Annotated in this window: 16 protein-coding genes; 10 read left to right on the top strand and 6 right to left on the bottom strand. The window is 28.6% G+C overall.

The genetic code is table 11. From position 1 onward, the window contains the following. Positions 1-39 precede the first annotated feature (39 nt). From WHD07_RS09065 to WHD07_RS09025, 9 genes are all read left to right on the top strand, one after another. Positions 40-453: a transporter gene (locus WHD07_RS09065; RefSeq protein ID WP_105050075.1), complete on the top strand. Its 414-nt coding sequence runs from the start codon at positions 40-42 to the stop codon at positions 451-453. Continuing rightward, positions 454-1446 carry a GTP 3',8-cyclase MoaA gene (gene moaA, locus WHD07_RS09060; RefSeq protein ID WP_343330934.1) on the top strand — a complete coding sequence of 331 codons (993 nt, stop codon included), beginning with the start codon at positions 454-456 and terminating at the stop codon, positions 1444-1446. It abuts the gene before it with no gap. Positions 1447-1543: 97 nt separating this feature from the next. Further along, complete coding sequence (locus tag WHD07_RS09055) at positions 1544-2731, top strand: molybdopterin molybdotransferase MoeA (RefSeq protein ID WP_343330933.1); 1188 nt, start codon at positions 1544-1546, stop codon at positions 2729-2731. Between the two features lie 48 nt (positions 2732-2779). Beyond that, positions 2780-3136 (top strand): four helix bundle protein, encoded by a 357-nt coding sequence (locus WHD07_RS09050; protein ID WP_343330932.1) that lies wholly within the window; start codon positions 2780-2782, stop codon positions 3134-3136. A gap of 26 nt (positions 3137-3162) precedes the next feature. Further along, complete coding sequence (gene moaC, locus WHD07_RS09045; RefSeq protein WP_343330931.1) at positions 3163-3636, top strand: cyclic pyranopterin monophosphate synthase MoaC; 474 nt, start codon at positions 3163-3165, stop codon at positions 3634-3636. 81 nt (positions 3637-3717) lie between these two features. Further along, on the top strand, positions 3718-4821 hold the full coding sequence (locus WHD07_RS09040) for an NTP transferase domain-containing protein (RefSeq protein WP_343330930.1): 1104 nt from the start codon (positions 3718-3720) through the stop codon (positions 4819-4821). Positions 4822-4851: 30 nt separating this feature from the next. After that, positions 4852-5322: a hypothetical protein gene (locus WHD07_RS09035; RefSeq protein ID WP_343330929.1), complete on the top strand. Its 471-nt coding sequence runs from the start codon at positions 4852-4854 to the stop codon at positions 5320-5322. 44 nt (positions 5323-5366) lie between these two features. Beyond that, the gene (locus WHD07_RS09030) at positions 5367-6776 is read left to right on the top strand and encodes a sensor histidine kinase (RefSeq protein ID WP_105050081.1); all 1410 of its coding nucleotides are present in this window, start codon (positions 5367-5369) and stop codon (positions 6774-6776) included. A 49-nt stretch (positions 6777-6825) separates the two neighbouring features. Then, positions 6826-7599 carry an enoyl-CoA hydratase/isomerase family protein gene (locus WHD07_RS09025; protein ID WP_343330995.1) on the top strand — a complete coding sequence of 258 codons (774 nt, stop codon included), beginning with the start codon at positions 6826-6828 and terminating at the stop codon, positions 7597-7599. Positions 7600-7668: 69 nt separating this feature from the next. Here the strand turns inward: WHD07_RS09025 and WHD07_RS09020 are convergent, their stop codons facing one another. The 5 genes from WHD07_RS09020 to WHD07_RS09000 all read right to left on the bottom strand — a co-directional run bounded on the left by WHD07_RS09020 (position 7669) and on the right by WHD07_RS09000 (position 11675). Then, positions 7669-8253 carry a hypothetical protein gene (locus WHD07_RS09020; RefSeq protein WP_343330928.1) on the bottom strand — a complete coding sequence of 195 codons (585 nt, stop codon included), beginning with the start codon at positions 8251-8253 and terminating at the stop codon, positions 7669-7671. Positions 8254-8529: 276 nt separating this feature from the next. Then, on the bottom strand, positions 8530-9114 hold the full coding sequence (locus WHD07_RS09015; protein WP_343330927.1) for a hypothetical protein: 585 nt from the start codon (positions 9112-9114) through the stop codon (positions 8530-8532). Between the two features lie 258 nt (positions 9115-9372). Continuing rightward, on the bottom strand, positions 9373-9945 hold the full coding sequence (locus tag WHD07_RS09010; protein WP_343330926.1) for a hypothetical protein: 573 nt from the start codon (positions 9943-9945) through the stop codon (positions 9373-9375). 293 nt (positions 9946-10238) lie between these two features. Beyond that, positions 10239-10823: a hypothetical protein gene (locus WHD07_RS09005; protein ID WP_343330925.1), complete on the bottom strand. Its 585-nt coding sequence runs from the start codon at positions 10821-10823 to the stop codon at positions 10239-10241. A 279-nt stretch (positions 10824-11102) separates the two neighbouring features. After that, positions 11103-11675, bottom strand: a complete 573-nt coding sequence (locus tag WHD07_RS09000; RefSeq protein WP_343330924.1) for a hypothetical protein — start codon at positions 11673-11675, stop codon at positions 11103-11105. Between the two features lie 215 nt (positions 11676-11890). Between WHD07_RS09000 and WHD07_RS08995 the strand changes: the two genes are divergently transcribed. Beyond that, entirely contained in the window at positions 11891-12763 is an 873-nt protein-coding gene (locus tag WHD07_RS08995) for an AraC family transcriptional regulator (RefSeq protein ID WP_105050086.1), read from the top strand. 44 nt (positions 12764-12807) lie between these two features. Here WHD07_RS08995 and WHD07_RS08990 read toward each other — a convergent pair whose 3' ends face one another. Continuing rightward, positions 12808-13467, bottom strand: a complete 660-nt coding sequence (locus WHD07_RS08990) for an HD domain-containing protein (protein WP_343330923.1) — start codon at positions 13465-13467, stop codon at positions 12808-12810. Positions 13468-13479: the final 12 nt, after the last annotated feature.

The raw sequence follows: 13479 nt of genomic DNA, 5'->3' as shown, positions 1-13479 counted from the left end.
GGTCAAAAAAAAGATCTTTCAGGATAAAAAATATTCAAAATGAAAAACATCAAATTCTTACTATTAGGAATCTTTTTTGCCATCGTATTAAGTAAAAGTGAAGCCATTTCTTGGTATCGATTTTACGAAATGTTTAAGTTTCAATCTTTTCATATGTTTGGGATTATTGGAGGAGCCGTTGTAATTTCGATGTTTTTTATGCAGTTGTTTAAAAAAGGCATTATAAAAGATATAAAAGGAAATAAAATTATACCACAACCCAAAGAAAAAGGTTTTATAAGAACTATTTTAGGAGGAACATTTTTTGGCTTAGGTTGGGGAATATCTGGAGCCTGTGCTGCACCTATTTTTGTAATTCTAGGCTTTAAATTAATACCTGCTTTAATTTTATTATTTGGTGCGCTTTTAGGTGCGTTTATTTATGGAATTTTAAGTAAAAAACTACCTAACTAAATGAGCAAATTAATAGACAATTTCGGTCGTCAAATGGAATATGTACGATTGGCAGTTACCGACCGTTGTAACTTGCGTTGCCAATATTGTATGCCTGCTCACGGAATAGAAATTGTACCTAGACAAGAGTTATTAACCTTTAAAGAAATGTATCGCTTAATTAGAGTGTTAACAGAATTGGGCGTTAATAAAGTTCGTTTAACAGGTGGAGAACCTTTTGTGCGTAAAGATTTTGTGGGGTTTTTAGAAATGTTGTCTTATAACGATTTGTTAGAAGCAATTAATATTACCACCAATGGCGCAATGATTTCTAAGCATATTTCTAAAATTGAAGCATTAGAAAAGGTAAAAAACATTAATTTAAGTATTGATAGTTTAGATCGAGAAAAGTTTGCAAAAATTACACGAAGGGATGTTTTTCCGGAGGTTTATAAAACCTTTGAGCTCTTAGAAAAAAGTAGCTTAAATTTAAAATTGAATGTAGTAGTGCAATCTGGTTTTAATACAGATGAAATAGTTGATTTTGTACGATTGACAAAAGATAAAAATGTTGCGGTTCGTTTTATTGAAGAAATGCCTTTTAATGGAAAAGGGGAACGAGAAATGAAAGAAAACTGGACTTTTAATAATATTTTAAATGAAGTAAAAACGGCGTTTGATGTAAAGGAAATTCAGTCTGAAAAATCATCAACTTCTAGAAATTACCAAATAGATAATCATGCAGGTACTTTTGGAATTATACCTGCTTTTACCAGAACTATTTGCAACGATTGTAATAGAATTAGAATAACCTCTACCGGAACTTTTAAAAATTGTTTGTTTGATGATGGTGTTTTTAATCTTCGCGATTTTATAAGAAAAGGCGCTTCTAATGACGATTTAAAAGAACTTTTTTTAGGTTTGGTAAAACAGAAACCAGAAAATGGTTTTATTGCAGAAGCCAATAGAAAAGATGGTGGCGCTTCTGAGAGTATGAGTACAATTGGAGGATAATAAAAGTGTAATCGTGTAATTGTTTAAATGTGTAAAACGCTTGAACACTTGAACAATTACACGATTACACAAATAAACAATTATACATTTTATACAAATGATTTCAGTAGAAAAAGCTTTAGAAACTGTTTTAAATTCAAATCGATATTTTGGGCTTGAAGAAGTTCCGTTTATAAAATCTGTAGGCAGAATTTTAAAAGAAGATATACTTGCCGATAGAGATTTTCCACCATTTAATAGGGTTTCTATGGATGGAATTGCTATTGATTATACTTCATTTAAAAACGGACAAAGAGCTTTTAAAATAGAAGGAATTCAAGCTGCAGGAAGTGAGCAAATTTCGTTAAATAATTCAGAAAATTGTATAGAAGTAATGACAGGGACAGTTTTACCAAACAACGCCAACACTGTTATTAGATATGAAGATGTTACCATAACAAATGGAGTTGCAACAATTACTGTTGATGCAATAAATGATGCTCAGAATGTGCATGCAAAAGGAAAAGATGGCAAAATTGGCGATTTATTAATCGAACAAAATACCAAAATATCGGCAGCAGAAATAGGCGTGCTAGCAACAGTAGGTAAATCGTTTGTAAAAGTAGCAAAACAACCAAAAGTGATGATTGTTTCTACGGGTGATGAATTGGTTGGTGTAGATGAAATTCCGTTAGCACATCAGATTAGAAGAAGTAACGTGTTTACTTTAGTGTCTTTGTTAGAAAGACTGAATATACCCTCTGAAACAGCGCATATTACAGATGATAAACCTGTTTTAAAATCGAAAATAGAAAACTATTTACAAGAATACGATGTATTGCTTTTTAGCGGAGCGGTAAGTAAAGGAAAGTATGATTTTTTACCAGAGGTTTTTGATGAATTAGGAGTAGAGAAACTGTTTCATAAAATTACACAACGACCAGGAAAACCTTTCTTTTATGGTAAAACAGATGAATGTAATGCCTTCGGTTTTCCTGGAAACCCGATTTCTACTTTTGTAAATTGTTTGGCATATTTTTATCCTTGGTATTACAAATCTATAGGTTTAGAAGTTGAACAAGAAATGGCAATTTTATCCGACGATGTTATTTTTAAACCTAATTTAACATACTTTTTACAAGTAAAATTAAATTCAGTTTTGGGAGATTTAATAGCAACGCCTATTACAGGAAATGGTTCTGGAGATTTAGCAAGTTTGGTAAAAACAGATGCTTTTATTCAGTTACCTAATGATAAAGTTGAATTTAAAAAAGGAGAAGTTTATAAAGTAATTCGCTATCGCTAATTATAATTTTAAATGTTTAGTTTTGAATGTTAAGTTTAAAATATGGCTATGAAAGAAAGTATCGTTCAAAAAAAAAGCTTTGAATTTTCATTAAAAATAATTTCTTTATATAAAAAATTACAACAAGAAAGAGAATTTGTCATTTCAAATCAAATTTTGAGAAGTGGAACATCAATTGGTGCAAATATAGAAGAAGCTTTAGCGGGGCAAAGTAAGAGAGATTTTACTGCAAAAATGTCTATTTCATCAAAAGAAGCAAGAGAAACTAAATATTGGTTGCGATTATTAAAAGAAAGTGAAATAACGAATATAGATGTTGATTCATTAATTTTAGATGTTGATGAATTGATAAGAATATTAACATCTATTGTTAAAACATCTCAACAGAATCTAACTAAAAACTAATCACTCAACATTTAAAACTAAAAATTGTGAGCAATTTTACACATTTAAACAAAAAAGGAAATCCTAAAATGGTAAATGTTTCTGATAAGAAAATTACCAAAAGAACAGCCATTGCAAAGGCAACCATGTTTTTAGGAAAAGAAGTAATTGCTCATTTTACAAATGAGGAGTTAGTCACTAAAAAAGGACCTGTTTTTCAGACGGCAATTATTGCGGGAATACAAGGGGTTAAAAAGACATCAGAATTAATACCAATGTGCCATCCTTTATTAATTAATGGGGTTGATATTGATATTAATATTATAGATACAGAAAATATAGAAGTTTTTTGTGAAGTTACCATTACAGGAAAAACCGGAGTAGAAATGGAGGCTTTAACAGGCGCAAATATTACCTGTTTAACCATTTATGATATGTGTAAAAGTATCAGTCAAGAAATGGTGATTAAGGAAGTAAGGCTGTTGAAAAAAACTGGAGGGAAATCTGATATAAATAATTAATTGTCATTACGAGGAGGAACGACGAACTAATCTGTTAATAAAAGATTGCTTCACTTTGTTCGCAATGACAAAATGAATAATATGAAAAAACACAAAAAACATACAAATTTAGAAAGAAGAGATAATGATAATTTTGCGCCAAATGAAATTGCAATTTTAGGTACAAATTGTGGTGTTATTTCTGACTTAGTTCATTGTCTTTCTAATAAATTATCCAACTATAAGTTGGCGTATTTTGATGCTTCTCATGCAAAAGATGTTGCAGAAAATTCGTTATCAGAATATACTTTTCATCATCAAGGAAATTTGCAGATCACCACTTCTGGAAACGTAAATAAATTTGAGCAACGCTTGCAATTTGCACAGTACGATTATGTTTTTATCAACGGAAATCATTATCAAGGAGCAAAACAAATCTTAATTTTAGATGAAGCAAAAGAAGCTTCGGTTTTAAAAAGATTAGAACAGTTAGATTGTATTCAGTTTGTTGTAAAGTTGAAATCTGACACGGAATATTTTTCGTTTTTGGAAGAAAAATATCCGCAGATAAAAAACATCACGTGTTATACAATTGACGAGGTTGATAAAATTGCAAACCACATTCATAATCTGATTCAAGAAAAAATTGCACCTGTAAAAGGTTTGGTGTTAGTGGGAGGAAAAAGTACTAGAATGGGGCAAGATAAATCTGAATTAGATTATTTTGGAAAACCTCAAAAAGAAGTTGCAAAAGAATTGTTAGAAAATAATAATTTAGAAACGTTTTATTCAGTTCAGAATTCATCACCAAAAGAAGATGAAATTTCTGATAAGTTTTTAAATTTAGGTCCGTTTGGCGGTATTTGTTCTGCGTTTCAGAAAGACCCAAATGCAGCTTGGTTTGTATTGGCAACCGATGTTCCTTTTGTTACTGAGCATATAATTCAATTGGTGCTTAAACATAGAAATCCGACTAAGTCGGCTACGGCAATTAAAGGCAAGAACAAAGATTTTCCAGAGCCTTTAATAACTATTTATGAACCAAAAGCATATGCCATTTTATTACAGTATTTGGCGCAAGGATATTCTTGTCCGCGTAAAATGTTAATTAATTCTGATGTAGAAATTGTTGAGGTTGCTGATGATTTTATCAGAAATATAAATACACCAGAAGAGTTTAGAGCTGCTAAAAAAGAGGTAAATTAGAATTTTAAACCTGTGAATAAAACTTTTTATATGAAAACGAAATCATTATTTTTTATTCTACTTTTTGGAATACTTTTTGTTGGTTGTGAGCCAGTACTTACTACCAAAGAGTTTATGGTGGGTAGTTGGCAAACTACCTATTTAAAAATAGAAATGTATACTGTTAATAAAACAGATTCTTTACAGATTTATGAAGATAAATTTGAAGAAGATTCAGAGTTAGTTGCGCAATCTAAATATAATAAAGATGGTACTTTTTCTGCTTGGTTTATAAATAAAAAAGGAGAACAGATATCTAAAGCTTCTGGTAGTTGGTCTGTTAAAAATGATTCATTATTAGTAGCTTTTAATTATGGAGGCAGAGATATGAAGGTGAGTTATGATATTACAAAAACCGATGAAGGTTTTATTGGTAAAAGTAAGTATGATTGGGATGAAGATGGTGATTTTGATGACCTATTGATGATGAAAACTAAAAGAATAAAAACAAACAAAAATTGACAAATATTAAAAAGATCTCTTTACGAATACGTATTTTTCTGTCCATGATTTTATTGGTGTTATTGGCATCCGTATTAATTTTGGTAGTTACTATTTATCAGTATGATGAACAGACAAAAGATTATAACATTCAGCGTTTTGAACGAAAAGAAGCAACCACAAAAGAAACAATTGAATTAGAATTAAAAAATAAGACTACATACCCTGTAAATACAGGTAATTTAGCTAAAATATTTCAAGAACGTATTTATGAAATATCCTCTATTAACAAATTAAATATCTCTTTTTATGATTTACAAGGTAATTTACTAAAATCATCTACAGCAAGTGCCTTTGAAAAAGTAGACTCTAAACCAATTCCACAAAACTTATTAAAAGAATTGGCAAATAACTCTAATCATAAAATATTAAAAACAAGTGTAGATAAAGGGATTGGTTATCAATCTTCATTTTCATTTATTCATGATCCAAAGTTTAAAAGAATAGGTATTTTAGAGTTGCAATTTACGCAAGATAACTCTGAGATAGAACAGGAGTTAAGAGAGTTTATATTAAGATTAAGCTTGGTTTATATTTTGATGTTTTTAATTGCCATTGCAACTGCGTATTTTTTATCGAGCTATATAACGAGATCAATAAAAACGATTTCTGATAAAATGCAGCAAACACGTTTAAATAAAAGAAACGAAAAAATTATATTAAACAAGGCAAGTTCAGAGATAGAAATTTTAGTAGAAGCCTACAATCACATGATTGATGAATTAGGAGAAAGTGCAGCTAAATTAGCTAGAAGTGAGCGCGAACAGGCTTGGAGAGAAATGGCAAAACAAGTTGCTCACGAAATTAAGAATCCGCTTACGCCTATGCGATTAACGGTTCAGAGTTTTGAGCGAAGATTTAATCCGTTAGATGAAAATGCAAAAGAAAAATTAAGAGAATTTAGTCAAACTTTAATTCAGCAAATAGATGTAATGAGCTCAATAGCTTCTGCTTTTTCTGATTTTGCCAAAATGCCAACGCAAAAAAAAGAGCAAATAGAAATTATTAGTGTTGTAAAATTTGCTTTAGATATTTTTACAGAAAAATATATAAAATATTTCCCTGAAGAAGAAGAACTGTATGCCAATTTAGATAAAACACAATTAATTAGGGTAATTACTAATTTGGTTAAAAATGCTATTCAGGCAGTAGATAAAGAAGAAAATCCTTTAATTGAAGTAAAAGTTTTATCGGAAGAAAGTAATTTAAAAATTACAGTTTCTGATAATGGAAAAGGAATTGCAGATGACGTAAAAGAACTTATTTTTGAACCTAAATTTACAACTAAAACTAGTGGCATGGGATTAGGTTTGGCTATGATTAGAAATATTATAGAAGCTTATGATGGCTCTATTTCTTTTACTTCTAAAGTAGGGATAGGAACCGTTTTTACAGTGATTTTACCTAAGAAATAATATAATTATCGCCTATGATTTTTGGTATAGGCAACTAAATAAATAAATGATGAAATTCGAGAATATTTTAGTTGAAAAAAAAGATAGTTTAGCACAGATTACTATCAACAGGCCTAAAAAATTAAATGCTTTAAATAAGGCGACTATCAAGGAGTTAAATATTGCTTTTGCAGCATTGGAAGATGATGAAACTACCAGGGCAATTATTTTAACGGGTAGCGGTGATAAGGCTTTTGTTGCAGGAGCGGATATTTCTGAATTTGCTGATTTTTCAGTAGAAGAAGGTGCTAATTTATCTAGACTTGGACATGAAATTTTATTCGATTATGTAGCAAACCTATCGATTCCTGTAATTGCGGCAATTAATGGTTTTGCATTAGGAGGTGGTTTAGAGTTAGCAATGGCTTGTCATTTTAGAGTGGCGTCAGATAATGCTAAAATGGGATTGCCAGAAGTTTCTTTAGGGGTGATTCCTGGTTATGGAGGTACACAACGTTTGCCGCAATTAGTAGGTAAAGGAAAAGCCATGGAAATGATTATGACTGCTGGTATGATTTCTGCAGAAGAAGCAAAAGAATCTGGTTTGGTAAATCATGTTACTACACAAGAGGAATTATTACCTTTAGTAGAAAAAATAGCAGGTAAGATTACAAGGAATTCTTCGGATGCAATTTCTGCAGCAATTAGAGCAATTAATGCTGGTTTTGAAGAAGGTGTTAATGGTTTTGATGTAGAAGTTGAGGAGTTTGGAGAATGTTTTGGTACAGAAGATTTTAATGAAGGTACTGCCGCTTTTTTAGGGAAGCGAAAACCTAATTTTTAGAAAGTGTATACATAAAAAGCGAGCCTTATTGGACTCGCTTTCTTTTGTCTATTGGAATAGATTGTTAGATTAGATATTGAAATTTTTCACATACATCCTGTTGTCTGTATATACAAGAACTTTATATGCTCCTTTTTCGGTTTTAGATAATTTGTAAACTCTGTTTAAAATTTCTTCACCTTCAATTTTTTCAGAAAGAATAACTTGGTTATCATAATATAAAACAACTTTTATAGGTTCTTTGTTAAAAGCAAGTTTAGAAATTAAGACTAGTTCTCCTTCAGTTCTAATTACAGGTTTAAAAATTTTCTTGTTTTCTTCTTTTAAGAAGGTAACAAAGCCATCTTTAACTTCCAATTTTTTTACAATAATTTCAAAGTCTTTATCTAATTCGGTAGTGTAAACACCGTCTTCTAAATTGGTTAAATCAAATGTTTTAGAAAAAGTTCCAGAACTTTGAATGACTTGTTTATATATTGTAATTCCGTTTTCATTTTTAATAGTTAAAGCGTGTCCTTTTTTTACAGACTTGTATTCAACTTTAACTCTTTTTACAGCTACTACATTAGTAGATTTCGTGTTCTCATTTGCGTATCCAATTAATGTTCCGAACATTAATGCTACTACTAAAATTGTTTTCATTGTTGTTCTCATTTCTTTTCATTTTAGAATTAATAACACCACAAAGGTATGGTGGTAGTTAAGTTTTAAAAACAACAGAATTGGTAAATATGTGTTCTAAATTATCAGAATTAATATATGTTAATTAATTATTAAGTTAATATAGGATACATTCTGGGTAATTATAAATAATTTTGAAGTACAGAGAATATTGTGTAAAGGTATTTTACAAATAAAAAGCGAGTCCTTTTGGACTCGCTTTTACCATCAAATTATAGCAGTAATTTGACGAAACAATTAACTAAATTTTTATATTGTAAGATCTTTTACATACATTCTATTGTCAGCATAAACAACAATTTTATACGACCCTTTTTCAGTTTTAGATATATTATAAACTCTGTTTAAAATTTCTTTACCTTCAATTTTTTCAGAGTGAATAAGATTGTTATCATGATATAGAACTACTTTTATAGGTTGTTTGTTAAAAGCAATTTTAGAAATTAAAACTAAATCTCCTTCAGTTCTAATTACAGGTTTAAAAATTTTCTTGTTTTCTTCTTTTAAGAAGGTAACAAAGCCGTCTTTAACTTCTAATTTTTTTATAACAATTTCAAAGTCTTTATCTAATTCGGTAGTGTAAACACCATCTTCTAAATTTGTTAAATCAAATGTTTTAGAATAGGTTCCAGAACTTTGAATGACTTGTTTATATATTGTAATTCCGTTTTCATTTTTAATGGTTAAAGCATGTCCTTTCTTTACAGAATGATATTCAACTTTAACTCTTTTTACAGTTACAGCATCTGTAGATCCTGTATTCTCATTTGCGTATCCAATTAATGTTCCGAACATTAATGCTACTACTAAAATTGTTTTCATAGTTGTTCTCATTTCTTTTCATTTTAGAATTAATAACACCACAAAGGTATGGTGGTAGTTAAGTTTTAAAAACAACAGAATTGGCAAATAAATACTCTAAATTAACACGTTAAGGCTTTGTGAATTAATTGTTAAGTTAAAATAGAATATATTTGTGGTAATTTTAGCTAATTTAGAAAATAGTTTTAAAATAAAAAGCGAGTCCTTTTGGACTCGCTTTTATCATTATCAAATTATGGCAGTAATTTGATAAAACAATTAACTAAATTTTTATATTGTAAAATCTTTTACATAAGATCTATTATTTGTACTAATAATTACTTTGTAATTACCTGCTTCATTTTCTGATAATTTATACACTCTTTTTAAGAATTTTTCTCCTTCAATAGTTTCAGAAAGAATCGCTTCATTTTTATAATAAATAACAATCTTTAGAGGTTGGTTGTTAAAATCAATTTTAGAAACATATAATAAATGTTTTTCTGCTCTAATAACAGGCTTAAAAACTTTTTCGTTTTTATTGTTTAAAAAAGTAACCAAACCATTTTTAACGTAAAATTGTTTAATTACAATTTCAAAATCTTTATTTAATTCAGCTGCATAGATTCCGTCTTCTAAAGCAGAAAAATCAAAAGTCTTAGAATAAGTTCCTGAATTTTTAATTTCATTATTGTAAACAGTTACTCCCTGGTCGTTTTTGATACTTAGAGTTTGTCCTTTTTTTACGTTACTAAATTCTACTTTTACAGTTTTCTTTGCTTCAAGATCATTGTTGTTTGTATGCTCGTTTGCGTATCCGATTAATGTTCCAAACATTAATGCTACTACTATAATTTTTTTCATTTTTGTTTTCATCTTTTGGTTATTTTAAATATTAATAACACTGCAAATTTATGGTAGAAGTTTTGTTTTAAAAACATCAATATTGGCAAGTTTGTGTGTTATATTGTGTTTATTGGTAGCTATGTGTGGTTTTGTTTGGTAATATAGAATATATTTATGGTAATTAAACATAATTATGAATCACCAAAAATTGTAGTTATAAAAAGTATTTTACAAATAAAAAGCGAGTCCTTTTGGACTCGCTTTTACCATCAAATTATAGCAGTAATTTGACGAAACAATTAACTAAATTTTTATATTGTAAGATCTTTTACATACATTCTATTGTCAGCATAAACAACAATTTTATACAACCCTTTTTCAGTTTTAGATATATTATAAACTCTGTTTAAAATTTCTTTACCTTCAATTTTTTCAGAGTGAATAAGATTGTTATCATGATATAGAACTACTTTTATAGGTTGTTTGTTAAAAGCAATTTTAGAAATTAAAACTAGATCTCCTTCTGTTCTAATTACAGGTTTAAAAATTTTCTTGTTTTCTTCTTTTAAGAAGGTAACAAAGCCGTCTTTAACTTCTAATTTTTTTACAACAATTTCAAAGTCTTTATCTAATTCGGTAGTGTAAACACCATCTTCTAAATTTGTTAAATCAAATGTTTTAGAAAAAGTTCCAGAACTTTGAATGACTTGTTTGTATATTGTAATTCCGTTTTCATTTTTAATGGTTAAAGCGTGTCCTTTCTTTACAGAATGATATTCAACTTTAACTCTTTTTACAGTTACAGCATCTGTAGATCCTGTATTCTCATTTGCGTATCCAATTAATGTTCCGAACATTAATGCTACTACTAAAATTGTTTTCATAGTTGTTCTCATTTCTTTTCATTTTAGAATTAATAACACCACAAAGGTATGGTGGTAGTTAAGTTTTAAAAACAACAGAATTGGCAAATAAATACTCTAAATTAACACGTTAAGGCTTTGTAAATTAATTGTTAAGTTAATATAGAATACATTTGTGTTAATTGTAAATAATTTTGAAGTATAGAGAATATTGTGTGTAAAAAGTATTTTACAAATAAAAAGCGAGTCCTTTTGGACTCGCTTTTACCATCAAATTATAGCAGTAATTTGACGAAACAATTAACTAAATTTTTATATTGTAAGATTCTTTACATAAGATCTATCATCAGTACTAACGATAACTTTATAATTACCATTTTGTCTTTCCGATAATTTGTAAATTCTATTTAAGATCTGATTTCCTTCTATTGTATCAGATAAAATTTCTTCATTATTATAATAGATAGCAACTTTTAAAGGTTCATTATTAAAAGCAATTTTAGAAACATAAAGTAAATTATTTTCTACTCTAATTACTGGTTTAAAAACTTTTTCGTTTTTATTGTTTAAAAAAGTAACCAAACCATTTTTAACGAAAAATTGTTTGATAATAATTTCAAAATCTTTATTTAATTCGGCAGTATAAATTCCGTCTTCTAAAGCAGAAAAATCGAAAGTTTTAGAATAACTTCCAGAATTTTTAATTTCATTATTATATACTGCTATCCCTTCGCCATTTTTAATGGTTAAAGTTTGTCCTTTTTTTACATTATTAAATTCAACCTTTACTGTTTTCTTAGCTTTAAGATCGTTGTCACTTATATTATTGTTTGCGTATCCAATTAATGTTCCGAACATTAATGCTACTATTATAACTTTTTTCATTTTTGTTTTCATCTTTTAGTTATTTTATAAATTAATAACACTGCAAATTTATGGCAGAAGTTTCTCAGAGAAAACATCAGTATTGGCATATTTGTATGCTAAATTATCTGTTATTTATATGTTAAAACAAACTAAAGTTAATTTAGAGTATAATTTTGGTAATTTTATATAGCTTTTTAGAAAATAGTGTTGTAAATTTGATTTAAAATAGGAATATGATGAATGTGAAACCAACTTTAGAAAAAATTAGTCCAGATTTTGGAAGCTCTATACTGGTAAAAAAACATACCGAGTTTTTAAAGCAAATAAAGGCATTTTGGCACTTTCACCCAGAAATAGAATTAGTTTATGTAAATAAAGGTAAGGGTAAAAGACATATTGGTAATCATTTATCATACTTTAATAATAGTCAGTTGTTATTAATAGGTTCTAACTTGCCACATAATGGATTTACAGATAGGTTAACCACAAATGGTTCTGAAACGTTAGTGCAATTTAAACCAGATTTTTTAGGAGAAGATTTTTTTGAAGTACCAGAGATGAAACCTATTAGTATTTTGTTTGAAAAAGCCAAAAAGGGTATTCTTTTTGGTGTAAAAACCAAAGAAAAATTAGGGCCAAGGATTGAAAAAATATCTGAAAAGAAAGGTTTTAAGCAAATTTTAATTTTATTAGAAATATTACACACCCTTTCTAAGTCTGAAGATTATACGCTTTTAAATGCAGATGGTTTTGCTTTTGAAACACAACCGCAAGATAGTAGTAAAATAGATATTATTTTTAAACATATAAACGAGAACTTTAATCAACATATTAGTTTAGATGAAATTTCTAATTTAGTGAGTATGACGGTTCCTGCATTTTGTAGGTTTTTTAAGAAAACAACAGGTAAAACGTTTACAAAATTAGTAAATGAATATAGGGTTGTACACGCAACTAAATTACTATCAGAAAGTCAAACAAGTATTACAGATATTTGTTTTGAATGCGGATTTAATAATTTTTCTCACTTTAATAAGTTGTTTAAAGAATTTACAGGAAAATCAGCTTCAAAATATAGAAGTGAAATGATTAGTTTGGTGCAATAAAAAATAGCGTATATATAAAGGTAGGTTAAAATAGAGCTAAAAAACTACTTAATACCATTCCACTCATCATCAAATTGTTTTAAAAAATTTACCATAAAAGAATGCCTATCTGCAGCAATTTTTTGCCCAGAAAGAGTGTTCATTTTATCTTTTAAAAGTAACAGTTTTTCGTAAAAGTGATTTATGGTTGGGGCAGAAGAACTTTTGTACTCTTCTTTAGTCATGTTTAAATTCGGAGAAATTTCTGGATCATAAAGTGCTCGATTTTTAAATCCACCATAATTAAAACATCGAGCAATACCTATGGCCCCAATAGCATCTAATCGGTCTGCATCTTGTACCACTTCTAATTCTTTAGAAGTAAATGTTTTTACCTTTTTATCAAAAGAATTTTTAAAAGAAATATGGTTGATAATATTAATAACATGTTCTATTATCTCGTTGTCAACTTTTTGCCTCTCTAAAAAAGTAGCTGCCATTCTAGGGCCAACAGTTTCATCACCATTATAAAATTTAGGGTCTGCAATATCATGCAATAAAGCCCCTAAAGAAACCACAAAAGCATCTACTTTTTCTTCTTTAGAAATTAAAATAGCATTCTTATAAACACGCTCTATATGAAACCAATCGTGTCCTCCTTCTGCATTTTCTAATTCTTTCTTAACAAAAGCAATGGTATTTTTTATAATGTTGGTTTTATTCATTTTACAAAAATA

It is taken from the genome of Polaribacter staleyi (assembly GCF_038024045.1).
GTDB lineage: Bacteria > Bacteroidota > Bacteroidia > Flavobacteriales > Flavobacteriaceae > Polaribacter > Polaribacter butkevichii.
This window is presented reverse-complemented; position numbering and strand designations above follow the sequence as displayed.